Raw genomic sequence first — 22,885 nt, 5'->3', positions numbered from 1 at the left:
AAGAGTTTGATTTTGTCTTGAAACCGGCGCGCCCGTGGCGAACTCCGGAACGCCGCGTGGCATCACAGCCGCGCGCCAAGCCGCGTGCCCTGGTCGATGGCGCGCTTGGCGTCAAGCTCGGCCGCCAGGTCGGCCCCACCGATGACATGCGGCGCCATTCCCCTTGCCCGCAGCGCCTCTGCGAGGGCCGTTTCGCTTTCCTGACCGGCGCAAAGGATGATGTCGTCCGCCTCGATCAGCGTCGGGTTTTCACGCGCGGGGCCGAAGGTGACATGCAAGCCCTGCCGGTCGATGCGGTCGTAGTTCACGCCGCCCATCATCCGGACGCCCTTCGCCGAGAGCGTCGCGCGGTGAATCCAGCCGGTTGTCTTGCCCAATTTTCGCCCAGGTCTTTCCGGTTTGCGCTGCAGCAGGGTCACCTGACGGCGCGGCGCCGCCGGATCGGGATCGCCGAGCCCGCCCCGCAGCTCCTCGGGATCGGCGACGCCCCAGATCCCCCGCCATTCCGCGAGGTCCAGCGTGGGGCTCGGCGTGCCCTCGACCAGGAACTCCGCCACATCGAAGCCGATCCCGCCCGCCCCGACGATGACCGCACGGGGCCCGACCTGCGCCTGACCGGTCAGCACCTCGGCATAGCTGTGGACGCGTGCGTCGGGCGCGGTGGGAATCGCCGGGTCACGCGGGCGCACGCCGGTCGCGATCACCACCTCGTCGAAATCCGCTAGCACCTCCGCATCGGCCCGCGTGCCAAGCCGCAGCGCCACCTGGCGCAGATCCAGCATCGTGGCGAACCAATCGACCAGCCCGTTGAATTCCTCTTTCCCCGGAACCCGCCGAGCAAGGTTGAGCTGCCCGCCGATCCGGTCGGCCTGCTCGAAGAGCGTCACCGCATGGCCGCGCTCTGCGGCGGCAAGGGCGCAGGCGAGGCCCGCGGGACCCGCGCCGACCACGGCGACCCTGCGCCGGGCCGCCGCCGGGGCGAGCCTCAGTTCGGTTTCGAAACAGGCCCGCGGATTGACGAGGCAGGTGGAAATCTTGCCGCCGAATGTGTGATCCAGGCAAGCCTGGTTGCAGGCAATACAGGGCGCGATCTCGGCCGCGCGCCCCTGGCCCGCCTTGCGCACGAAATCGGCGTCGGCCAGGAAAGGCCGCGCCATCGACACCATGTCGGCGCATCCCTGGGCCAGCACCGCCTCCGCGACCTCGGGCGTGTTGATCCGGTTGGAGGTGATGAGCGGGATCGCCACCTGCCCCATCAGCTTCTTCGTCACCCAGGCGAAGGCCGCGCGGGGCACCGAGGTCGCGATGGTCGGAATCCGCGCCTCGTGCCAGCCGATCCCGGTGTTGAGGATCGAGGCCCCAGCGCCCTCGATCGCCTTGGCAAGCGTCACGACCTCCTCCCAGCTTGATCCCTCGGGGACAAGGTCGATCATCGACAGGCGGAAGACGACGATAAAATCCGCGCCCACGGCGGCACGGACCCTGCGCATGACCTCGACCGGCAGGCGCATCCGGTTCTCGTAGGGGCCGCCCCAGCGGTCGGTGCGCTTGTTGGTCCGGGTCACCAGGAACTGGTTCAGAAGGTAGCCTTCGGAGCCCATGACCTCCACGCCGTCATACCCCGCTTCGCGCGCGCGGGCGGCGGCGATCGCGATGTCGGCGATCTGCTTCTCGATCCCGGCCTCGTCCAGCTCGCGTGGCGGAAAGGGGGAGATCGGCGACTTGATCGGAGAGGGCGCTACGCAGTCGGCGCCGTAGGCATAGCGCCCGGCATGCAGGATCTGCATCGCAATCCGCCCGCCCGCGTCGTGCACCCGGCCGGTCACGATACGGTGGTTGGCGATGTCGCCAGGCGAGAAAAGACCCGCCGCCCCCGGAAAGACCCCGCCCTCCCGATTGGGGGCCATGCCGCCGGTGACCATCAGCCCGACGCCGCCGCGTGCGCGGGTGGCATAGAACTCCGCCACCCGGTTCCAGTCCTGGGTCTCTTCGAGGTTGGTGTGCATTGACCCCATCAGCACCCGGTTGGGCAAGGTCACATGCCCAAGATCGAGCGGGGCCAGCAGATGGGGATATTGGGTCATGGGAACCTCCGGGGCGCCGGCAGAATGCCCCGGCCCCGGGCAACTGTCACCCCGAACGCCGCGTCACGGGGGCGATCACGCCCGCTGCGCCGCGAGATGACGCCGCACGGTCTGCTTCAGCATGTCGAGTTCAGCGCGCAGAAGCGCCAGTTCGGCGCGCAGATCCTCGTCGGCGGGCTGGCCGGCGATGATGGTGAACTGCGCGACCGGCAGACCATCTCCCCGCGCGCGGATCACAAAGGTCTGGACCCCGTCGGAAATGCAGTCCGCCGGGATCGGCAGACGCGCCATCCAGCGCCCCCGCCCCGTCGGCTCAAGGCTGAGCCCGCCCAGGACCCGCGCGCCCAGACAGACCTCCAGCGCGGGTTCAGCGTCGCTGTCGGTTTCGATTGCGCCTTCCCAGAGGCCGGCCTTCAGCGTCGAACTTGTCACTGCGAACACGGGTCTGTCGCCTCCTCAGTATTCGGCCCGGACCATGCGCATCACGGTCAGGTCGCGCAGGATGATGCGATTCATCGCGGGCTTTTCGAAGAACAGGTCGATCCAGGCGCGGTCCAGTTGTTCGGACGGGAAATCGGCGTGACCGAGGTCGAATTCGACCTCGGCGGGGGTTGCCGCCTGATCCAGCGCTCGGGCGATCTGTTCGGTGTTCGGCCCGTAGCGCAGATTCAGTCGCGCATAGACGGTGATGGGCCGTTCGGTCTCTAGCCGGGTTTCGACGCGCAGGACGTGGCGGGTGGAGAGCCCCTTCAGCCCCTCGTCGGGCAGGTCAAGCACCAGCGACATGAAGCTGCCCGCGAAGTCAAAGACCTCCACCGCGTAGCCAAAGGGGGCGAGCGCATCCGACGCGCCGTTCCGGACCTGCCGGACCGCGATCTCGGCCAGGCTGCAGTCATGATAGAACTTGCCGTGGCGGCTCAATGTGGCATGTCGCGGCACCGGCGCCTGGCCGGAGGGGCGCACCGCGCCACTCCACAACTCGGGGCGCCAGACCCAGTCGGTGCCAGCCCGACGCAGGATGCGCGCGGCCTCTCCTGTGGGATACGCCAGACGCCGCTCTGCCGTGGCCAGCGCGACGTCGATTTCCGCCCGCAGTTGCCGGCCTGAGGCGCGGATCGCGCGTAGCGCGGGCGGATCGGCGCGTTCGGCCAGTTGCGCGTCACGGCGCCACCGCGCGACCATGCGCCGTTGCATCATGTCCCCGAGGAAAGTGGTGAGCCTGCCTGCCATCGCCCGCATTCCGCTGCGCGTGTCGTCGTTGCGCTTCTAAGGGTCATCGGGCGCGCATTGCAACGCCTGGTTTCACGCGCGTCAGGAATTCGCGGCCCGCACACGGGAGACGAAGCGATCCAGAAGGCTGCGTTTCTGGCGCTGGTCCAGCGGCGCCTCTGCCAGGCCCAGCACGGAGAGGCTGATCATGCGCCCCTTTCGGGCGAAGATCGCGCGCCAGTATTGCGGCTCGACCGGATAGCCGGCGAAGGGGGCGCGATCCTCCGCCAGGATGAAAAGCACATCGCCCGAGGCGACGATCTTCTCGATCCGGACACTGCCGGAGTTTCCGTCGCGCGACAGGGCCTTGCGCCCCGCATCGGTGACGAAGAAGTCAGACATGCGGCGGAACTCGGTCTCCAGGCTCTCGCCCGGCGGGGCGCCAAGCAGGACCGTCGCGGTCAGGATGGCCCGCGACCGCGGCCCCCGGCCCGTACCGTTGAGCGTCGCGCAGGCCCCCAGAAGCACAAAGGCGCCGTCCGCGGTATCCCGCAGCGACTTGGGGTCCACGCAGTATCCCGAGGGCCCCGAGATCACCACCGCGCCCTCGGACACCGCGACCTTGCGCGGTGCCGACGGGCCGGCGCTGGTCCCGGAGGCGGTCAGAAGCAGCGCCGCCCCCAGGACAAAGGCCCTAAGGCCCGGGACCTTACTGGTCCATGTAGACATGGGTTTCGGCCCGTGCGCCAGGGTGCGTGACCGCCCCCTTGCGCGCCCCGCCCACGAGCTTGGCGTATTTCCACAGCGCGCCAGAGGCGTATTCGGTCTTGCGCGGGCCTTTCCACTCGGCCTTGCGCTTGGCCAGTTCCTCGTCCGAGAGCGCGACCGACAACTCGCCGGTGATCGCGTTCAGCGTGATCATGTCGCCGTTCTGCAAAAGCGCGATCGGCCCGCCATGCGCGGCCTCCGGTCCGACATGGCCCACGCAGAAGCCGCGCGTCGCGCCCGAGAACCGGCCGTCGGTGATCAGCGCCACCTTCTTGCCCATGCCCTGACCCGAGAGCGCGGCCGTCGTGGCCAGCATCTCGCGCATCCCCGGCCCGCCCGCGGGGCCTTCGTTGCGGATGACGAGGACCTCGCCCTCCTTGTAGTCGCGCTTCTTAACGGCCTCGAAGGCGTCTTCCTCGCATTCGAAGACGCGGGCCGGGCCGGTGAAGGCCTGCTCTTCCGGCTTCATGCCCGCGACCTTCACGATCGCCCCGTCCGGCGCCAGGTTGCCCTTCAGACCGACAACCCCACCCGTCGCCGTGATCGGCGCGGCCGAGGGGTAGATCACGCGGCCGTCGGCCTCGCGTGTGATCAGGTCCAGTTCCTCGCCCATGGTGCGGCCGGTCGCGGTGATGCAGTCTTCGTGGATCAGGCCGATCTTGCGCAGTTCCTTCATGACGACCGGAACGCCGCCGGCTTCGTAAAGGTCCTTGGCGACGAACTGGCCGCCCGGCTTCAGATCGACGAAATAGGGGGTATCCTTGAAGATGTCGCAGACATCGAAAAGGTCGAAATCGATCCCCGCCTCATGTGCGATGGCGGGCAGATGCAGCCCGGCATTGGTCGAACCGCCGGTGCAGGCCACCACGCGGGCGGCGTTTTCGAGCGCCTTGCGGGTCACCACGTCACGGGCGCGGATGTTCTTCTCGATCAGGTTCATCACCGCGACGCCGGAAGACAGGCCGTATTCATCACGGCTTTCGTAGGGTGCGGGCGCGCCGGAGGAGTTGGGCAGCGCCAGACCGATCGCCTCGGACACGCAGGCCATGGTGTTGGCGGTGAACTGCCCGCCGCAGGCCCCGGCGGAGGGGCAGGCCACGCGCTCAAGGATCTCAAGCTCCGCGTCCGAGTAGTTGCCCGCCTGGTGCTTTCCGACCGCTTCGAACACGTCCTGAACCGTCACGTCCTGCCCGTTCAGCCGGCCCGGCAGGATCGAACCGCCATAGATGAAGACCGACGGCACGTTGAGCCGCACCATCGCCATCATCATCCCCGGCAGCGACTTGTCGCAGCCCGCAAGGCCGACCAACGCGTCGTAGCAATGGCCGCGCATCGTCAATTCCACGGAATCCGCGATCGCCTCGCGCGAGGCCAGCGAGGAGCGCATGCCCTCGTGCCCCATGGCGATGCCATCGGTCACGGTGATCGTGGTGAATTCACGGGGGGTGCCGCCGCCGACCTTCACGCCCTGCTTCACGGCCTGCGCCTGACGGTTGAGCGCGATGTTGCAGGGTGCGGCCTCGTTCCAGCAGGTCGCGACACCAACCCAGGGCTGGTGGATCTCCGCCTCGGAAATCCCCATCGCGTAGAAGTAGGAGCGGTGCGGCGCGCGGGCCGGGCCCTCGGTCACATGGCGGCTGGGCAATTTCGACTTGTCGAACTGGCGGTTTTTCATCGGATCACTCCTCGCGGTCACTCGCGCATTGGCTTACTGGCCTGAAAACGCCGGGGCAAGGAAGATCAGGGGACAATGGGGGAAATTCGTGCCGGGCGGCGCGCTTGACACCGCGCGCCGGGTACCGGAGCGTTCGCGCATCGCGGCCCAACGGGGATTGGGCGCGCAACCGCGAAGGGAACGACATGACCACGCCGAGTTTTCGCACCGCCACGCTGGCGGAGGTCGCCACGCTTCTCGACTGGGCTGCGGCCGAGGGCTGGAACCCCGGGCGGGACGACGCGGCGGCCTTTCATGCCGCCGATCCCGGCGGTTTCTTCGTGGCCTGCCTGGACGCCCGGCCGGTGGCGGGGATCAGCGTGGTGAACCACGGGGAGCGGCACGCCTTCCTCGGCCTCTACCTCTGCCTTGAGGCGTTCCGAGGGCGCGGGATCGGCCTTGCGCTGTGGCACCACGCATTGGCGCATGCCGGTGAGCGCACCGTCGGCTTGGACGGGGTCGCCGCGCAAGAGGGGAACTACGCCCGCTCCGGCTTTGTCCGCACCGGCGCCTCGCTGCGCCTAGCGGGCCGGGTCACGCCGGGAACGCGCGCCTCTATCCGCGCGATGGACGCCACCGATCTTGACGCGGTTGCGGCGCGGGATGCCCACGCGAACGGCTTCGCGCGGCGCGCGTTCATCACGGCCTGGACCGCCCCCACCGGCAGCCGCCGAACGGTCGTCCTGTCGCGCGCTGGCGCGCCTGCGGGCTTCGCCACCGTCCGGCTTTGCCGTGACGGCGCCAAGATCGGCCCTGTCGTTGCCCCCGACGCGGCGGCGGCGCTGGACCTGATCGGTCATGCCGCGACAGTTTTTGCCACGCCGGAGGTTTTCGTGGACCTGCCGGAAGCCAACCGCCGCCTGTTCGACGCCCTGACCGCACGAGGGTTTGAGGAGACATTCCGGACCGCCCGGATGTATCGCGGCGCCGCACCGTCCACCGGCCCCGCGCTTCAGGCCATCGCGACGATGGAGCTTGGCTGAGCCCCCGGCATGGCAGGACGCCGTCCCATCGCCGCCCGGCAACGAGGGATAGAGGAAATCGCTATATGGCTTGCACAATTTCGGTATTTCGCCCGGCGCCCTGCACATGGGTAACTGGATAGGCACCGGGTCCGAAGGATACGAGCCCCAATGACCGACCGTTTCCAGCTTCCCACGATGGTTGAGGGCCTGGGCCGCTTGCGGGCGACCGTTCTTGCCTCTGTCTCGAAGACGAGACGCCAGCACCTGGAACTGGTCGTGCCCAGCCTTGACGCCGCAATCCGTGAGCTTGGGCTGAGGGACGGCGCGGTCTTGTCGTTCCACCATCACCTTCGGAACGGGGACGCGGTGCTCATCGCGGTGATCGAGGCTGCTGCGCGCGCAGGGCTGCGTGACCTCCATGTGGCGGCCTCATCGATCTTTCCGGTTCACGCGGCGCTCGTCCGGCACATCGAAAGCGGGGTCGTGGGTGGTCTTTGCACAAACTTTCTCTCCGGCCCGGTGGCGGAGGCCGTGTCCCGCGGCGCACTGAAGCGACCGGTCATCCTGCGCACGCATGGCGGCCGCGCCCGCGCGATTGAATCGGGCGAGCTGTGCATCGACGCAGCCTTCGTCGCCGCGCCGGCCGCCGATCCGCTGGGAAACATCAGCGCCGTCGAAGGGCCCCGGGCCTGTGGGGTGCTTGGCTACGCGCAGTGCGACGCGCTTCACGCGCGCAAGGTCGTGGCGGTCACCGACACGCTGGTCGACTACCCCGCGCCGCGCATCGAAATATCGCAGGAGCATGTGGACCTCGTCGCACTGGTGCCCTCGCTTGGGGATTCCGCCGGGATCGTCTCGGGCTCCACGCGCCCCAGCGAAAAGCCGGCCGACCTGGAAATGGCGCGAATGGCGGCACAGGTGATCGGGGCCTCCGGTCTTCTGCAGAACGGCTTCGCGCTTCAGAACGGGGCGGGCGGGACCTCGCTCGCCACTGCCGCGGCGGTGGGGCGCGCCATGGCGGAACGCGGCGTCACCGGCAGTTTCGCCAGCGGCGGCATCACCGGGTTTCATGTCGACATGCTGGAGGCGGGGCTCTTCCGGGGGATTCTCGACGTGCAATGCTTCGACCTCAGGGCGATCGAGTCGCTCCGCCGCGACGCACGCCACCAGCCGATGTCGGCGTCGATGTATGCCAACCCGCACCAGCGCGGCGCCGTCGTCGATCGTCTGGATGCCGTGGTTCTGGGCGCGACCGAGGTCGACCTGGATTTCAACGTCAATGTCACGACGCGCGCCGATGGTGCGATCATGGGCGGGTCGGGCGGCCATGCCGACACCGCCGCGGGCGCCAAGCTCGCGATCGTCACGACCCGGCTCACCGCCGCAGGCTATCCGAAGCTGGTCGAGCGGGTCGGAACCGTGACGACACCAGGATCGACGATCGACGTGATCGTGACGGAGGCTGGCATCGCGGTGAACCCGGGGCGCGAGGATATCCGCGACAGGTTGCGCGCGGCGGGGATGCAACCCGTCGAGATCGGGGATCTTTACCGGCGGGCGCAAACGATGTCGGAGCGGCTGCCGGCCCATCCGTCATCGGAAAGGATCGTCGCGGTTTCGGAATATCGCGACGGCACCATCTCGGATGTCATCCGAAGTCTTTAGCCTCGACGGCACTACGCGCAGCGGCCCGCCGTTTCGCCGGGGGCCGCGCGCCGTTCAAGCCAGACGCCCTGCCGTTCAGATCTTCACCGTGACTGTCTTCAGGTGCGAATAGTGGTGGATCGCCTCGATCCCCTTTTCCCGCCCATAGCCGGAGTTCTTGTGCCCCCCGAAGGGCGTCTGGACCGACATCGTGTTCCAGACATTGACGAAGATTTGCCCCGCGTCGATACGGTCTGCGACGCGCAGCGCGCGGCTGATGTCGCGGCTCCAGACCGTTCCGATCAGCCCGTAGTCGCTGTCATTGGCGATCTGAATCGCCTCCGCTTCGGTCTCGAAGGGGATAACGACGCCTACCGGGCCAAAGATCTCCTCCTGCGCGATGCGCATCGCGTTGTCGACATCGGCATAGATCGTGGGCTGGATGTAGAACCCGTCGCCCCCGTTCACGTCGGCCACCGCGCCCCCGGCCACAAGCCGCGCCCCGTCCTCCTCGGCGACCTTGAAGTAGCCCTGGACCCGCTGGAACTGCGCCGGGGTGATGATCGGACCAAGGGTTTCGCCGGGAATGACCGCCTCGATGGCCCTGGCCATCTCGGCGACGAACCGCGCGTAGATCGGGCGCTGCACGAGGATGCGGGTCCCGGCCGAACAGACCTGGCCTGCGTTCAGCGTGAACCCCTTGACCGCCTCGGCCGCCGCGGTCTCGATATCGGCATCCTCGAAGACGATGTTGGCGGATTTGCCGCCCAGTTCCAGCGTCAGCGGAATGATCCGGTCGGCCGCGATGCGACCGATGGCGCGGCCGACGCCAACTGAACCGGTGAAGGCGACCTTGCGCACCTCCGGATGGCTGACGATTGCCTCGCCCACCTCCCTGCCGGTGCCGAGGACGACGTTGATGACGCCCTTCGGAAACCCGATCTCAGAGGCGAGGCGCGCCATCTCGACCGTGGTCCGGGACGTGATCTCCGAGGGCTTGGCCACGACGACATTGCCCGCCACCAAGGCGGGTGCGATGGCGCGGGCGGCCTGGTTCAGCGGCAGGTTCCAGGGGGTGATGACACCGATGACCCCGTAGGGTTCGCGCTTGGTGAACACATGCTGGTCGGGCGCGACATCCAGCACATCTCCCGTCGGAAGATAGACAAGGCTGCCGTAGAACTCGAAATATTGCGCGCTGCCCTCGACCTCGGCCAGCGCCATGGCCATAGGTTTGCCGGTATCGGCACGCTCCATCCCGGCGAGGCGGTCCCTGTCCGCGCGCAGCCTGTCGGCGAGCGCGCGCATCAGCCGCCCCCGGTCGGCCGCGTTGAAGCGCCGCCAGCCATCGGCCGCCGCCTTCGCCGCCGCGACAGCGCGCGCGACGTCCTCGGCATTTCCGGCGGCGACCCGCAGGCCTGCGGCCCCGGTCATGGGATTGACGTTATCGAGATATCCGCCGCCGGCCGGCGCCGACACCGCGCCGTCGATCCAGTGGTCCAGCGGCGCGTCATTCTGGGTGCCGGTCCCGGCAGGGTTGGTTTGCGAGTTCATGGCGTGCCTCCGGCAAGCATTGGTGGGGGCGGCCCGGACGGGGCCTAGACGAATGGCATCGTCTTTTCGACCGAGGGGCGGCCCTTCTGTCGCTCGCGCCAGGCGCGCAGGTTCGGCAGATCGGCAAGCCAGTCACGGTCGGTGAAGCGGAAGGTGATGTAATCGACGGCGGTCACCGCTGCGAAGTTGGCGATGTCCGGGCGGTCGGCGAAATCGCGCGGCGGCCGGGCGTCGAGCCGCGTGAGGCCCTCGGCCATCGTCCGGAATCGCTTCGAGCCGACCATGTCGCTGTCGAACCGGTCGCTCGACTTGCGGCCGATGATGACCGCCGTCGCGGCCTCGGTCGCGCCCAGCGCCGGGGCGGCGATGGACAGCGTCTCGGCCAGGCCATCCGGAGGGAAGATCGAGGGTCCGGCCAGGTCGTCGAGGTAGCGCAGGATCAAATGCGCCTCGGCGATGGCGAGCCCCTCGTCAGTGATCAGCGTGGGCACCCGTCCGGCGGGGTTGGCCGCGAGGAAATCCTTGGGGTCGGCCCAAGGGTCCACGATCTGGGTGGTCACCCGGTCCGACAGGCCTTTCTCCTCGATCGCCAGCCGCACGAGGCGGACGAACGGCGAGGTCGTGTTGACATAAAGGTGCATGGCGCCCCTCCCCTATTTCACCTTCAGCGTGATGCCGCCATCGACCACAAGCTCGATCCCGGTGATGTGCTTCGACTCGTCGGAGGCCAGAAAGACCGAGGCCCAGGCCACGTCCCAGCCGTCCCCCATCTTGCCGAGCGGCACCAGCGCGTCGCGCTGGCGCACCATCTCTTCGGTCGACCCGTAGACCGAGGTCACGTTGCCCGCATGGATCAGGGGCGTGTTCATGAGGCCCGGCAGGATCGAGTTGCAGCGGATGCCCTTGGGACCGTAGTTCAGCGCGATGTCGCGCGTAAAGGCATTTACGGCGCCCTTGGAGGCCGAATAGCTGATGCAGGAATAGCCCAGCGAATGGGTGGAAGCGATGGAGGAGATGTTGATGATCGAGCCGCCGCCCTGCCGCGTCATGATCGGCAGGATATGCCGGCAGGTCAGGTAGATGGACTTGACGTTGATCGCCATGAGGCGGTCCCATTGCGCCTCGCTCAGATCCTCAGGCCCGCCCGGGTCGATGATGCCGACGTTGTTGTCCAGAACGTCGATACGGCCGAAAGCGTCCATGCAGGCGCCCACGGCGGCTTCCACCTGGTCGCCTTTCGACACGTCGCAGACGGCGGTCAGGACCGTCCCGCCCTCCTGGCGGATGATGTCGGCGGTCTCCTCAACCGCGTCCTTGCTGATGTCGAGCGCGAAGACCTTCGCACCTTCGCGCGCCATCGCCACTGCGGCCGCCTTGCCGTTGCCCCAGCCCGGACCGATCGAGCCCGCGCCCGAAAAGAAAACGACCTTGTCGCGCAATCTGTCGCCCATGGCCTATCCGCCGCCCCCGTTTTTCATGATCTGCCGGAAAGTCGCCGCGACGCGGCCAAGTCGCAAATATCTTTGTGATCTACAGGCCATAGCAATGCCCTATATCGCCCCCAAGCGCTGGCTTGGGGCGGCGGGGTTCAGGGACCCTTACCGCCCGGTTTCGTCATCGGCACGCCAGATCCCGCGCGCCACAAGATCGCGGATCACCTCGGTCGTGATCCGCTCCACCTCTCGGCTTGCGGCGGTCACGGGCTTGGCGGGATTGCGCACGAAATAGACAGGCCGCGTCATCCGCGGCTCCACGATCGGCGCCATGATCAACTCGCCGCGGTCCACGAAGTCGTAAGCCGCGGCTGGAGCCAGAATGGTGTATCCCGATCCGCGCGACACCATGGTCTTGATCTGGCTCAGCGCATCCATTTCGGTCGCGATGTTCAGTTGAATGCCCTGCGCGCGCGTGAAACGGTCGATCATCACCCTAAGCCCGTGGTGCTTGGACGGCAGGACCAGTTCGAAGGGCGCGATGTCAGCAAGCCTCACGGGCGTTCCCGGCGCGCTGTCGAAGGGCCAGGCATCAACGGCCGAGAAGAAGTAAAGATCCTCGGTCATCAGCTGGTGGTGCAAAAGATGCCGCACCGCGCTGACGTCATAGAGGATGCCAAGATCGATGGACTGGTCTTCGAGCCATGTCTGGATGAACCCGCTCATCGCCTCGATCGCGCGCAGCCGCACCTTCGGCAGTTCCAGCCGCACGGTCTCGGCCAGGGGGACCGAAAGCACCATCGAAACGGAACTGGGCAGGCCGAAGCTCACGTCCCCCGCCGGCTCGGCCCCGGACTGGCGCACCGCGACGACGGCTTGTTCCAGCGCCTCGACGATCTCGCGCGCGTGGGACAGCAGTACCTCGCCCGACTGCGTGAGGGTGACGCCCCGCGGGGACCGCTCAAGCAGTTTCACGTCGAGGTCGCGTTCCAGCGAAAGGACATGCTGCGAAAGCGAGGGTTGCGCGACGTTCAGACGTTGCGCGGCCGAGGACAGAGACCCCTCCTCGGCGATGGCGATGAAATAGCGCAGTTGCCTGATATCCACGGTCCGTCCTCCCCTTGGGCGTATAGTAATTTTCTATACCACCGGGAAAAAGGGAATATTTCTGCCCCGGCGAAACCCGTGGGATACCTGCCCCGACAGCATTGACAGGACGTGCCATGCAGGATCTCTCCGGTATCACCGTTGTTGCGCTCGAACAGGCCGTTGCCGCCCCCTATGCGTCGGGGCGCCTGGCGGACGCCGGGGCGCGGGTTATCAAGATCGAGCGCGAGGAAGGGGATTTCGCCCGCGGCTACGACGCGCTGGTGAAGGGGGAAAGCGCCTATTTCGTCTGGTTGAACCGCGGCAAGGAATCGATCCGTCTTGACGTGAAGAACGCGCAGGACCGGACGATCCTTGAGCGCATGATCGCCGGGGCGGATGTGTTCATCCAGAACCTTGCGCCCGGCGCGGCGGCCCGGCTGGGCTTCGGGGCCGAGGCGCTGCTGGCGAAATATCCTCGACTGATCTGCTGCTCTATCTCGGGCTATGGCGAAGACGGTCCCTACCGCGATCAAAAGGCCTATGACCTGCTGATCCAGGCCGAAAGCGGGCTTTGCGCGATCAACGGCACCGAGGAAGGGGCCGCGCGCGTCGGCGTTTCGGTCTGCGACATCGCCGCCGGGATGACGGCGTTTCAGGCGATCCTGCAAGCCTTGTTCGCCCGCGAGCGGACCGGCAAGGGGCGCGCCATCGAGGTTTCGCTGTTCCATGCGATGGCCGACTGGATGAACGTGCCCTATCTTCAGACACGCTACGGCGGCAAGAAACCGGCGCGTGTCGGGCTCAAGCATCCGACGATCGCCCCCTACGGCGCCTATCAATGCGCCGACGGAAAGGCCGTCCTGATCTCAATCCAGAACGAGCGCGAATGGCAGCGCCTCTGCGCGGAGGTCCTGGGCCAGCCCGAGCTCGCCAAGGACCCGCGCTTCGTGACCAACTCGCTGCGGGTCGCGAACCGGCCTGAGCTTGAACGCATCGTCACGCCGGTCTTCGCCGCCGAGCCGCGCGAGGCGATGATCGCCCGCCTGACCCAGGCCGGTATCGCGTTTGGCAGGCTCTCCGATCTGGACGACTTGCTTGCCCACCCGCAGAACCGCCTGATCACCGTCCAGACGAACGCGGGCGAGATCGAGATGCTGGCCCCCGGCGCCGTCGTGCGCGGCAAGACCCCGCGCTATGGCCGCGTTCCCGCACTTGGAGAGCACGACGCCAGCCTGCGCGAGGAATTCTCCAGACCCGGGGCAAAGCGCCACTCGGCCTAGAACGGAAAGCTATGGCAGGGGCAGGCAAACTGTCTTACTCGCCCGCCGCCCTTCGCTGCTAGTTTTTTCGCCGAACATTATCCGCCTGCGAAGGGAGCGCACGGACCATGGCCGATATCATCCTGCATCACTACGACCTGTCCCCCTTTTCCGAAAAGATCCGGCTTGCGCTTGGCTACAAGGGCCTTGCCTGGCGGTCGGTCAAGGTGGATCCCGTTCCGCCGCGCCCGGCGCTGGACGCGCTGACCGGCGGGTATCGGAGGGTGCCGGTTCTGCAGGTCGGCGCGGACATCTATTGCGACAGCCAGGTCATCTTCCGCGCGCTCGAGCGGATGAAGCCCACGCCGTCGCTTTACCCGACGGGCGAGGGCATCTCCAAGGCGCTGTCGCTTTGGTGGGACCGCGCCACCTGGAAGCCCGCGATCGGCATCCTTGTCCACTATATCGGGGAACACCTGCCCGAGGCCTTCCTTCAGGACCGCAAGGACCACTATCTGGGCTACGACATCTCGAAATCCGCCATGGCGCCGATGCTGCCGGCCTATGTCCAGCAGATGACCTCGCTGAGCCAGTGGCTGTCCTCGATGCTGGCGGAAAACGGGCCGTTCCTGACCGGCGACCAACTCAGTGCCGCTGACCTGAGCTGCTACCACTCGCTGTGGCTCCTGCGTGCAAATTGCGGAGCAGAGGCGATCGACGCGCAGCTCGGTCTTGGCCGCGACATCACCGACTGGATGGCGCGCATCGCGGCCATCGGCCACGGCGCGGTCAGCGACATGACGCCCGAAGAGGCCCTGGCGGCGGCGAAGGCCGCCCAGCCCGAAGCCCCCGCGATCGGCGACAACGACCCGAGCGGGATCGCGGCCGGAACCCTCGTCACCGTGACCCCGGACGACAATGCCCGCGTGCCGGTCACCGGCACCCTGGTGGCCGCCGACGCGCAGGAAGTCATCGTCGCCATCGACAGCGGGGCGGCGGGGCGGCTTCACGTTCATTTCCCGCGCGCGGGGTTCGAGGTGATCCCCGCCACGATCGGCGCGGCAAGCGCCGCCTAAGACCGGAGGACAAGGAAAGACATGACCGACACCGCTACCATCGCCGCCAACAAGCAGCGCGCCCGGGACTATTTCAAGGCCTTCGCCACACAGGACCGCGCCTGGCTTGAGGCGAACGTCGCCCCGACCTATGTCCGCCGCGACACCACCCTGCCCTTCGAGGTCGTCGGCCCCGAAGGCGTTCTGAAGCTCGGCGACGTGCTGCTGGGCGCGTTTTCAGAAATCGAGCTCGACATCCAGGACGTGATCGCCGAGGGCGACAAGGTTCTGGTCCACCTGCACTTCCGCGGCGTCCATTCGGGGCCGTTTGGCGATTACCCTGCCAGCGGCAGGCGCTTCGACGTGATGGTGCTCGACTTCTTCCGCATGGAGAACGGGCAGATCGCCGAGCAATGGCCGGCCATCGACAACCTCGGACTTCAGCAGCAGATCGGACTGCTCTGAACGGAAAGCCCCGGCGCGGCGGCGCAGGCCGACGTACCGGGCCCCTCCCTTCCCGTGACGGACGCGCAGGACCCCGCATGCCCCCAGCCGTGACCTATCTTTTCGTGCCCGGCGACCGGCCCGAGCGTTTTTCCAAGGCGCTCTCCTCCGGCGCCGACCGCGTGATCCTGGACCTTGAGGACGCGGTGCGCCCCGAGGCGAAGGCCACCGCGCGGGCGGCGATCCTGTCCGCCGATCTCGATTGGGCCCGCGTGGTCATCCGCATCAATGACGCCGCCTCCCCCTTCTTTGCCGAGGATCTCGCCCTTCTCGGCCGGTCCAAGGCGGCAGCGGTGCTGCTGCCCAAGGCCGAAACCGCCAGCGCGCTCGGCGCCGTCGCCGCAGCGGCGGGGCGCAAGGTCGAACTGCTGCCGCAGATCGAGACGGCACGGGGCATGGCCGCGCTTGCGGAACTGCTTGCGGCCGATGGCGTGTCGCGTGCTGTCTTCGGGCACCTGGACTTCGCACTTGATCTGGGTGCGGCGCCGGAGTGGGAGGCGCTGCTGCATGCGCGCTGCGAACTTGTCTACCGGTCGCGTCTGGCGGGGGTGCTGGCGCCGGTCGACAGCGTGACGACCGATGTCCATGACCCCGACCGGGCCGAAGCCGACGGCGCGGCCGCGCGGCGGCTGGGGTTCGGCGGCAAGCTCCTGATCCACCCCGCGCAGGTGGCCCCGGTCGCCCGCGCTTTCGCGCCGTCCGAGGCCGAGCGCGCCTGGGCGGAGCGGGTGATCGCGGCGCTGTCTTCCGGCATGCCGGGGGCCGTCGCGCTTGACGGCAAGATGATCGACCGTCCCGTGGAGGAAGCCGCGCGCCGCATCCTGGCGCGGGTGCCGCTGACGGCGGCCTAGGGCCGCGCCCGCGCGCAAACGGATTGCCCGGGGGCGGGGGTTCTGCCACCCTTGGCGCGATGGCGCAGAGAATGGCGCGGGTTCCTTGAGGAAGCATCATGACCGTGATCCGCGAAGCCGATCTGATCGACAGCATCGCCGATGCCTTGCAGTACATTTCCTACTTTCATGCCCCCGACTTCATCCGCGCGATGGCCGCCGCCTGGGCGCGCGAGGAAAACCCCGGCGCCAAGCAGGCGATGGCGCAGATCCTTGTCAACTCGCGCATGTGCGCCATAGGCCGGCGCCCGATCTGTCAGGATACCGGAACGGCGAACGTGATGGTTCAGGTCGGCTCGCAAGCCCGGCTTGAGCTTTCGGGCAGCCTTCAGGACGCCGTCGATGAAGCCACGCGACGGGCCTACCGTCTTGACACCAACCCCTTGCGCGCCTCGGTCGTGGTGGACCCGCTGGGCGCGCGCCGGAACTCGGGCGACAACACCCCGGCGATGCTCTCGACCGAGATCGTGGCGGGCGACAAGGTGACGGTCCATGTCTCGGCCAAGGGCGGCGGGTCGGAGAACAAGGCAAAGTTCACGGTTCTCAACCCCTCGGCCTCCGTGGCGGACTGGGTCGTGCAGACGGTCGAGACGCTCGGCGCCGGCTGGTGCCCGCCGGGCATTCTGGGCATCGGGGTCGGCGGATCGGCCGACAAGGCCATGGCGCTCGCCAAGAAGGCCCTGAACGATCCGATCGACATGGCCGATCTGCTGCGACGCGGGCCGCGCGACCGGACCGAGGAATTGCGGCTGGAAATCCATGACCGCGTGAACGCGCTTGGCATCGGGGCGCAGGGGCTTGGCGGGGTGACGACCGTTCTGGACGTCAAGATCCGCAGCTTCCCTACGCACGCGGCCTCCCTGCCGGTGGGGTTGATCCCCAACTGCGCCGCGACCCGGCATGTCGCCTTCACGCTCGACGGGCGTGGCCCGGCGCGGTTCACGCCGCCTGACCTTTCCGACTGGCCGGAAATCCTGCTCGACCAGGCCAACGCGCAGGCCCGCCGGATCGACCTCGACACCCTGAACGACGCGGTGATCGCCTCGCTGCAACCCGGCCAGACGCTTTTGCTGTCCGGCACGCTCTATACCGGCCGCGACGCCGCGCACAAACGCATGGTCGAAATGCTGGATCGGGGCGAAGCGCTGCCCGTCGACCTGAAAGGGCGAGCGATCTATTACGTCGGCCCTGTCGATGCGGTGGGCGACGAGGCGATCGGCCCAGCCGGACCCACGACTGCCACCCGGATGGACAAGTTCACCGACCGGATCCTTGCAGCCACGGGCCTGAAGCTCATGATCGGCAAGGCCGAACGCGGGCCGGAAGCGCTGGAGGCCATCGCCCGGCACAAGGCCCCCTATCTCATCGCGGTCGGCGGCGCGGCCTATCTCGTCTCGAAGGCCATCGTGGAGGCCGAGCCGGTCGCCTTCGAGGACCTCGGGATGGAGGCGATCTATCGCCTCAAGGTGGCAGACATGCCCGTCACCGTGGCCGTCGACAGCCAGGGCAACTCGATCCACAAGACCGGCCCGGCACTCTGGCGCCGCACGCCCTCCCAGACCGCCTGACACATCCAAACCCCGCCTGATCCACCGGCTATAGGGCCGCCCTATGCGGGCGATCACTCTTCCGCTCTGCCGCGATTTTCTCCCCTGGGATACTCTCGCGGCAACGGAGGATCAGATGACCGCGATCGACATGCATGAAGACATCCGGGCAGCCGTCGCCAAGCTCTGCGCGGATTTTCCCGGCGAATACTGGCGCAAGCTTGATGAAAAGCGCGCCTATCCGGCCGACTTCGTGAAGGCGCTGACGGAGCAGGGCTATCTGTCGGCGCTGATCCCGGAAGAATACGGCGGGATCGGGCTTGGCCTTTCGGCGGCGTCCGCGATCCTGGAGGAGATTCACCGCGCCGGCTGCAACGCCAGCGCCTGCCATGCGCAGATGTACACGATGGGCACCCTGCTCAGGCATGGCAACGAGGCGCAGAAACAGCGCTACCTTCCGGGCATCGCGGACGGATCGCTGCGGCTTCAGGCCTTCGGCGTGACCGAGCCGTCAAGCGGCACCAACACCGCAGCCCTGAAGACCTTCGCGAAGAAGGAGGGCGACCGCTACATCGTCAACGGCCAGAAGATCTGGACCTCGCGCGCGGAATATTCGGACCTGATGATCCTGCTCGCCCGCACGACCCCCGTGGCCGAGGTGCAGAAGAAGACCGACGGGCTTTCGGTCTTCATCCTCGACATGCGCGAGGCGAAGAAGAAGGGGCTCCGCATCTCGCCGATCCGGACCATGATGAACCACTCCACTTGCGAGGTCTTCTTCGACGATGTCGAGGTGCCCGCGGAGAACCTGATCGGCGAGGAAGGCAAGGGCTTCCGCTATATCCTCTCGGGCATGAATGCCGAACGGATCCTGATCGCATCGGAATGCATCGGTGACGCCAAGTGGCTGATCGCCAAGGCTGCGGCCTATGCAGGTGAGCGCGAGGTGTTCGGCCGCCCGATCGGCCAGAACCAGGGCATCGCCTTCCCCATCGCGCAGGCCTACGCGCGGATGCGGGCGGCGGAGCTGATGGTGCATGACGCCGTGCGCCGCTACGAGGCGGGCGAAAACCCCGGCGCCGAGGCGAACATGGCCAAGATGCTCGCGGCCGAGGCAAGCTGGCAGGCGGCGGAGGCCGCGATGCAGACCTTCGGCGGGTTCGCCTTCGCCGAGGAATATGACGTCGAGCGCAAGTTCCGCGAAACGCGGCTTTACCAGGTGGCGCCGATCTCCACCAACCTGATCCTCTCCTACCTTGCCGAGCACGTCCTTGGCATGCCCCGCACATACTGAGGCGGGCCCCCGAAGAAAGGCCGATCGTTGGATTCGCGGCAACTCAGATACTTCCGGGAGATCGTCGAGTGCGGCTCGATGAGCGGTGCCGCGCGGACCCTCGGCATCGCGCAGCCCTCGCTTTCGCAGCTTGTCCGGAACCTTGAGGAATCGCTTGGGGTCGAGCTTCTGATCCGCACCGCGCGCGGCATCTCGACGACCGAGTCCGGGCAGCGGCTTCACCACCACGCCTGCCGGATCGAAAGCATCCTGGCCGCGGCGCGGGCCGACGTGGTCGGTCTCGGCTCGGAACCTACCGGCCAGGTCGTCTTCGGCATGCCCCCGTCCGTTTCGATGGCGCTGACGATCCCGATCGCCGAGACGATCCGGCTGGAGATGCCGCAGGTGCAGTTCAGCGTGACCGAGGCGATGACCGGTCACCTCAGGGAATGGGTGATGAAGGGCGAGGTCGATCTGGCCCTTCTATACGACGTGTCGAACATCGGGGAGTGCTCGGCGAGCCTTCTGGTTCATGAGACATTGTGGTTCTACGCTGCGCCCGAGGATTGGCCCTTCGACACGCCGCCGGGCGCGCCGGTGACCTTCGCGCAGGTCGCCCAGACCGAACTTGTGTTGCCCTCGGAACGCCACGGGCTTCGCTCGTTCGTCGAACGTGTCGCGCGGGCCGAACGGCTGGCGCTGCGGGTTTCGATCGCCATTGACTCGATGACGCAGATCAAGGCGCTGGTGGCGCGGGGCAGCGGCTACACGATCCTGTCGCCCGCCGCGGTCAGCGACCTGGTGGCCGACGGAACGCTGATTGGAAGCCCGATCATCGATCCCCCCCTGCAGCGCGATATCTTCCTGGTCCGCACGGCCGCGACACCGGCCACGGTGGCAAGCCGCCGGACCGAGCAGACCTGCCGCGAGGTCGTGGCCGATCTTGTCGGGCGGAGCATCTGGCCGGCGAGCATTCCCGAGCAGGGATAGCCAGCGCCTATGGGCGGCCTTGTTCGACTGTATTGGATTTTCCTGCGGACCTGACGCTAGGCTTCGGCTGCGCCCCGGTCGGATGCCGGGACCGCAGCCCCAAATGCGTCTACCGGAAGAGGACCGAGCCCATGTCGACCCAGGCGGCGAAGCGTATCCCCGACGATGTACGCAGGCTGTGCGAGAGCTTCATCGGTCGCCGCCGCGAGGCAGAGGACACGCTCGCGCCGGAGGCCGCGGAGAAACTCGCCGTCCTGCTCGGCCAGGACTTGGCGCAGGAATTCCTGCCCCCGACCTGGCACTGGGTCTATTTCAACCGCCCCGTCGCCCTCGGCGATCAGGGTGAGGACTTCCATGAGCGTCTGGGACTGTTCCTTCCCCCGGCGCCGCTGCCGCGCCGGATGTGGGCGGCGGGCGATGTCACGGTTCTTCAGGCGCTGCGGATAGGGCTTCCCGCACGGCGGGTCTCTACGATCCGGGACGTCGCGTTCAAGGACGGGACCACCGGGCCGCTCTGTTTCGTCACGGTCTTCCACCAGATCGAGCAGGAGGGCGCCCCCTGCGTCGAGGAGATCCAGACCATCGTCTACCGGGACAGGGGGGGCAAGGAAGAGGCCCTGCGCGCGCCGGGCGATCCGGTTCCCGACGGCTATTTCGCCCATCCCGAAAGCCAGCTCTTCTTCTACTCGGCTGTCACCCACAACGGCCACCGCATTCATTGGGACCGCGACTTCTGCCGCGACATCGAAGGCTATCCCGACCTCGTCGTGCACGGTCCGATGATGGCGACGGAACTTTGCGACGCGATGCGCGAGGGTCTGGGCCCGCTGCGGTTCAGCTACCGCGCGCAGGCGCCGGTCTTCGCGACAACGCCGGTCCGCCTTCAGCTTGGGGTGCCGGGACCGGAGCGGCACGGTCAGATCGAACGCTCGGACGGCGTGGTCTCGATGAAAGCGACGCTCCGGCGGCTCTGAACAGCCGGCCTTAGCCGGCGTCGCGCAGGGCCGCGCCCGCATCGCGCGCGGTCTTGCCTTCGGGATCGGCGAAGCTTTCCCAGATCGACGCGCCCTGCGCGCCCAGCATGGCGACGGCCTTGTCCCTGAGCTTGGCGGCCAGAACCGCCTCGGGAAGCCGCGCCGCCAGATCGTGGGACACGGCGATCTCGGTTCCGTCGCGCAGCAGCACCGTGCCTTCGGCGCGCATGTCCGAAAGGGACGCGTCCCCCAGGACCTCGACCCGTTCGGCGAAGGTGGCCAGGACCGGATCGCCGGCAAGCGCATCGGTATAGACCCGGTCGTCGCCGGTGCGGTCACCGCGCAGCGCCATGCCAGCAAGCCAGGCATAGCTGAACTTGACCTCCAGCCCCGTGCGCGGCCGCTTCAGATCGCACACCCGAAGCCAGCGCGGGCTGGTGCGCAGCGAAAATCCGGCGATGTCGTCAAGCCCCAGCCCCGACAGAGCCGCTGCGCCCAGCAAGGCCTCGATCATCGCATGGGTGCCATGGCAACAGGCGTGAAGCTTGTACTTGTTGTCCTCGAACAGGAAGGCCTCGCGCCAGCTCGGGATGGTCCCCGCCGCCTCATCGGCCTCGGGCGTGTGGGTCGGAACGAAACCCTGCGCCCCCATCAGGCCATCGTCCGCCGAGGTCATGCCCAGACGTGCCAGCTTGGCGCATTCGACGCCGTTGGCGGCGGCGATCCCGGCATTGTAGGGCTTGCCCATCGTGCCGAATTGCGACTTCAACCCCGAGGCGCGCGTGGCACAAAGCCCGACGGCCGCGCGCAGTTCAGCATCCGACAGGCCATAAAGACGGCCAGCGGCAAGCGTCGCCCCGAAGGCGCCCGCCGTCGCGGTCTGGTGAAAGCCGAGATTGTAATGCGCCGCACCCAGGACGCAGCCGATGCGGATCGCGGCCTCGGCCCCGACAAGGAAGGCCGCCACGACCTCGTCCAACGATGCGCCGGTCTCCTCCCCCGCCGCGAGGGCGGCCGGATAGATACCGACCGACAGGTGCCCGACATGCGCAAAATGGGTGTCGTCATAGTCAAGCGCATGGCTGGTCGCGCCATTCACGAGCGCCGCCATCCGGGCCGGCACCATGCCGCCCCCGATCACCGAGGCCGCGCGCTGCCCCGCCTCTTCCCCGGCAAGGCGGCGCAGCTTTTGCACCAGGGGCTCGCCGATCCCAGCAATGCCACAGGCCATCCAGTCGAGAAGCGAGAAGCGGGCAAGCGCCATCGCCGGGGCCGGAAGATCCGGGGCGGGCAGGCCCGCCAGCGCGATCATCTCATCAATCAGTGGCATCGTCAGTCCTCTCTCGTGTCACGCGCGACCGGCTCTGATCCCGGGGGCATTCCCACTCCCCGCCGAACGGCCAGGTTCCCGCGCGCAGTTCTTGCTAGAGCCCTTATAGGCCCAGCCGATGGCGGTCTTGCCTTTTCCCGAGGGCTGGTCACATGTGGTCGCACCCGGTTCCTCATCAGCGATGCCAGCATGCCCGACAGCTTCGATCAAGACCTGCTTCCCGACTTTCCGGCGGATCTCGGCATCCGGCTTGAAGAGATCTCCCCCGACCTCGTCGTCGGGTCGCTGGAAACGCAGCCCGCGCACAGCAATCGCAACGGCGTCATGCACGGCGGCGCGATCATGGCCTTCGCCGACGCGCTTGGCGGTGTCGCCGCGGCCATCAACCTGTCCGAGGGGCAAAGCACCACGACGCTGGAAAGCAAGACCAACTTCCTGCGGCCGATCCGGATCGGCGACCGCATCACCGGACGCTGCGAACCCCTGCACAAGGGGCGAACGACCACGATCTGGCAGACCACGGTCCTGCGCCCCGATGGAAAGCCTGCGGCGATCGTGACGCAGACCCAACTGACGCTGATCTGGGACAAGCGCGCCTGAGGC

21 protein-coding genes are annotated in these 22,885 nt (G+C 67.6%); 11 read left to right on the top strand and 10 right to left on the bottom strand.

What is annotated here, in order from left to right; translation table 11 throughout:
- Positions 1-62 precede the first annotated feature (62 nt).
- From OE647_RS05055 to ilvD, 5 genes are all read right to left on the bottom strand, one after another.
- Entirely contained in the window at positions 63-2,084 is a 2,022-nt protein-coding gene (locus tag OE647_RS05055) for an NADPH-dependent 2,4-dienoyl-CoA reductase (RefSeq protein ID WP_263720581.1), read from the bottom strand.
- Between the two features lie 75 nt (positions 2,085-2,159).
- The gene (locus OE647_RS05050; protein ID WP_263720580.1) at positions 2,160-2,525 is read right to left on the bottom strand and encodes a hypothetical protein; all 366 of its coding nucleotides are present in this window, start codon (positions 2,523-2,525) and stop codon (positions 2,160-2,162) included.
- 15 nt (positions 2,526-2,540) lie between these two features.
- On the bottom strand, positions 2,541-3,314 hold the full coding sequence (locus tag OE647_RS05045; RefSeq protein ID WP_263720579.1) for a DUF6478 family protein: 774 nt from the start codon (positions 3,312-3,314) through the stop codon (positions 2,541-2,543).
- Positions 3,315-3,395: 81 nt separating this feature from the next.
- Positions 3,396-4,022: a hypothetical protein gene (locus tag OE647_RS05040; RefSeq protein WP_263720578.1), complete on the bottom strand. Its 627-nt coding sequence runs from the start codon at positions 4,020-4,022 to the stop codon at positions 3,396-3,398.
- Positions 4,003-5,736 (bottom strand): dihydroxy-acid dehydratase, encoded by a 1,734-nt coding sequence (ilvD, locus tag OE647_RS05035; protein ID WP_263720577.1) that lies wholly within the window; start codon positions 5,734-5,736, stop codon positions 4,003-4,005. Before ilvD ends, OE647_RS05040 begins: the two co-directional genes overlap by 20 nt.
- Before the next feature lie 185 nt (positions 5,737-5,921).
- On the opposite strand from ilvD, the gene OE647_RS05030 reads away from it, so the two are divergent.
- Together OE647_RS05030 and citF are read left to right on the top strand one after the other, a co-directional pair.
- Positions 5,922-6,758, top strand: a complete 837-nt coding sequence (locus OE647_RS05030; RefSeq protein WP_263720576.1) for a GNAT family N-acetyltransferase — start codon at positions 5,922-5,924, stop codon at positions 6,756-6,758.
- Between the two features lie 150 nt (positions 6,759-6,908).
- Positions 6,909-8,405, top strand: coding sequence for a citrate lyase subunit alpha (gene citF, locus OE647_RS05025; RefSeq protein ID WP_263720575.1), 1,497 nt, complete (start codon positions 6,909-6,911; stop codon positions 8,403-8,405).
- 75 nt (positions 8,406-8,480) lie between these two features.
- Here citF and OE647_RS05020 read toward each other — a convergent pair whose 3' ends face one another.
- The 4 genes from OE647_RS05020 to OE647_RS05005 form a co-directional block, all read right to left on the bottom strand.
- Positions 8,481-9,938 carry an aldehyde dehydrogenase family protein gene (locus OE647_RS05020; protein ID WP_263720574.1) on the bottom strand — a complete coding sequence of 486 codons (1,458 nt, stop codon included), beginning with the start codon at positions 9,936-9,938 and terminating at the stop codon, positions 8,481-8,483.
- A 44-nt stretch (positions 9,939-9,982) separates the two neighbouring features.
- Complete coding sequence (locus tag OE647_RS05015) at positions 9,983-10,579, bottom strand: glutathione S-transferase family protein (RefSeq protein WP_263720573.1); 597 nt, start codon at positions 10,577-10,579, stop codon at positions 9,983-9,985.
- Positions 10,580-10,591: 12 nt separating this feature from the next.
- Entirely contained in the window at positions 10,592-11,389 is a 798-nt protein-coding gene (locus OE647_RS05010) for an SDR family NAD(P)-dependent oxidoreductase (protein ID WP_263720572.1), read from the bottom strand.
- 147 nt (positions 11,390-11,536) lie between these two features.
- Positions 11,537-12,478, bottom strand: coding sequence for a LysR substrate-binding domain-containing protein (locus OE647_RS05005; protein ID WP_263720571.1), 942 nt, complete (start codon positions 12,476-12,478; stop codon positions 11,537-11,539).
- 116 nt (positions 12,479-12,594) lie between these two features.
- Between OE647_RS05005 and OE647_RS05000 the strand changes: the two genes are divergently transcribed.
- From OE647_RS05000 to OE647_RS04965, 8 genes are all read left to right on the top strand, one after another.
- A complete protein-coding gene (locus OE647_RS05000; RefSeq protein WP_263720570.1) occupies positions 12,595-13,740 on the top strand; it encodes a CaiB/BaiF CoA transferase family protein in 1,146 nt (381 codons plus the stop codon).
- A gap of 107 nt (positions 13,741-13,847) precedes the next feature.
- The gene (locus OE647_RS04995; RefSeq protein ID WP_263720569.1) at positions 13,848-14,795 is read left to right on the top strand and encodes a glutathione S-transferase family protein; all 948 of its coding nucleotides are present in this window, start codon (positions 13,848-13,850) and stop codon (positions 14,793-14,795) included.
- 21 nt (positions 14,796-14,816) lie between these two features.
- Positions 14,817-15,239 (top strand): ester cyclase, encoded by a 423-nt coding sequence (locus OE647_RS04990; RefSeq protein ID WP_263720568.1) that lies wholly within the window; start codon positions 14,817-14,819, stop codon positions 15,237-15,239.
- Positions 15,240-15,316: 77 nt separating this feature from the next.
- On the top strand, positions 15,317-16,129 hold the full coding sequence (locus OE647_RS04985) for an HpcH/HpaI aldolase/citrate lyase family protein (RefSeq protein ID WP_263720567.1): 813 nt from the start codon (positions 15,317-15,319) through the stop codon (positions 16,127-16,129).
- Between the two features lie 98 nt (positions 16,130-16,227).
- Entirely contained in the window at positions 16,228-17,736 is a 1,509-nt protein-coding gene (locus OE647_RS04980; protein ID WP_263720566.1) for a fumarate hydratase, read from the top strand.
- A gap of 115 nt (positions 17,737-17,851) precedes the next feature.
- On the top strand, positions 17,852-19,009 hold the full coding sequence (locus tag OE647_RS04975; RefSeq protein WP_263720565.1) for an acyl-CoA dehydrogenase family protein: 1,158 nt from the start codon (positions 17,852-17,854) through the stop codon (positions 19,007-19,009).
- Positions 19,010-19,036: 27 nt separating this feature from the next.
- Positions 19,037-19,978 carry a LysR family transcriptional regulator gene (locus tag OE647_RS04970; protein WP_263720564.1) on the top strand — a complete coding sequence of 314 codons (942 nt, stop codon included), beginning with the start codon at positions 19,037-19,039 and terminating at the stop codon, positions 19,976-19,978.
- A 131-nt stretch (positions 19,979-20,109) separates the two neighbouring features.
- Entirely contained in the window at positions 20,110-20,952 is an 843-nt protein-coding gene (locus OE647_RS04965) for an HTD2 family dehydratase (RefSeq protein WP_263720563.1), read from the top strand.
- 10 nt (positions 20,953-20,962) lie between these two features.
- On the opposite strand, the gene OE647_RS04960 is transcribed toward OE647_RS04965, so the two are convergent.
- Positions 20,963-22,282, bottom strand: a complete 1,320-nt coding sequence (locus OE647_RS04960; protein WP_263720562.1) for an MmgE/PrpD family protein — start codon at positions 22,280-22,282, stop codon at positions 20,963-20,965.
- A gap of 189 nt (positions 22,283-22,471) precedes the next feature.
- Between OE647_RS04960 and OE647_RS04955 the strand changes: the two genes are divergently transcribed.
- Positions 22,472-22,882, top strand: coding sequence for a PaaI family thioesterase (locus tag OE647_RS04955; RefSeq protein WP_263720561.1), 411 nt, complete (start codon positions 22,472-22,474; stop codon positions 22,880-22,882).
- Positions 22,883-22,885 lie beyond the last annotated feature (3 nt).

Source organism: Albidovulum sediminicola, from assembly GCF_025751575.1.
Lineage (GTDB): Bacteria > Pseudomonadota > Alphaproteobacteria > Rhodobacterales > Rhodobacteraceae > Albidovulum > Albidovulum sediminicola.
This window is presented reverse-complemented; position numbering and strand designations above follow the sequence as displayed.

Bases quoted from the DNA above. Each gene is read 5' to 3' on its own strand.
- OE647_RS05010 (WP_263720572.1), bottom strand. From the start codon at position 11,389: ATGGGCGACAGATTGCGCGACAAGGTCGTTTTCTTTTCGGGCGCGGGC.
- OE647_RS04985 (WP_263720567.1), top strand. From the start codon at position 15,317: ATGCCCCCAGCCGTGACCTATCTTTTCGTGCCCGGCGACCGGCCCGAG.
- OE647_RS04965 (WP_263720563.1), top strand. From the start codon at position 20,110: ATGTCGACCCAGGCGGCGAAGCGTATCCCCGACGATGTACGCAGGCTG.
- ilvD (WP_263720577.1), bottom strand. From the start codon at position 5,736: ATGAAAAACCGCCAGTTCGACAAGTCGAAATTGCCCAGCCGCCATGTG.
- OE647_RS05030 (WP_263720576.1), top strand. From the start codon at position 5,922: ATGACCACGCCGAGTTTTCGCACCGCCACGCTGGCGGAGGTCGCCACG.
- OE647_RS04960 (WP_263720562.1), bottom strand. From the start codon at position 22,282: ATGCCACTGATTGATGAGATGATCGCGCTGGCGGGCCTGCCCGCCCCG.
- OE647_RS05040 (WP_263720578.1), bottom strand. From the start codon at position 4,022: ATGTCTACATGGACCAGTAAGGTCCCGGGCCTTAGGGCCTTTGTCCTG.
- OE647_RS05015 (WP_263720573.1), bottom strand. From the start codon at position 10,579: ATGCACCTTTATGTCAACACGACCTCGCCGTTCGTCCGCCTCGTGCGG.
- OE647_RS04995 (WP_263720569.1), top strand. From the start codon at position 13,848: ATGGCCGATATCATCCTGCATCACTACGACCTGTCCCCCTTTTCCGAA.
- OE647_RS04990 (WP_263720568.1), top strand. From the start codon at position 14,817: ATGACCGACACCGCTACCATCGCCGCCAACAAGCAGCGCGCCCGGGAC.
- OE647_RS05000 (WP_263720570.1), top strand. From the start codon at position 12,595: ATGCAGGATCTCTCCGGTATCACCGTTGTTGCGCTCGAACAGGCCGTT.
- OE647_RS04980 (WP_263720566.1), top strand. From the start codon at position 16,228: ATGACCGTGATCCGCGAAGCCGATCTGATCGACAGCATCGCCGATGCC.
- OE647_RS05055 (WP_263720581.1), bottom strand. From the start codon at position 2,084: ATGACCCAATATCCCCATCTGCTGGCCCCGCTCGATCTTGGGCATGTG.
- OE647_RS04975 (WP_263720565.1), top strand. From the start codon at position 17,852: ATGACCGCGATCGACATGCATGAAGACATCCGGGCAGCCGTCGCCAAG.
- citF (WP_263720575.1), top strand. From the start codon at position 6,909: ATGACCGACCGTTTCCAGCTTCCCACGATGGTTGAGGGCCTGGGCCGC.
- OE647_RS04955 (WP_263720561.1), top strand. From the start codon at position 22,472: ATGCCCGACAGCTTCGATCAAGACCTGCTTCCCGACTTTCCGGCGGAT.
- OE647_RS05020 (WP_263720574.1), bottom strand. From the start codon at position 9,938: ATGAACTCGCAAACCAACCCTGCCGGGACCGGCACCCAGAATGACGCG.
- OE647_RS05045 (WP_263720579.1), bottom strand. From the start codon at position 3,314: ATGGCAGGCAGGCTCACCACTTTCCTCGGGGACATGATGCAACGGCGC.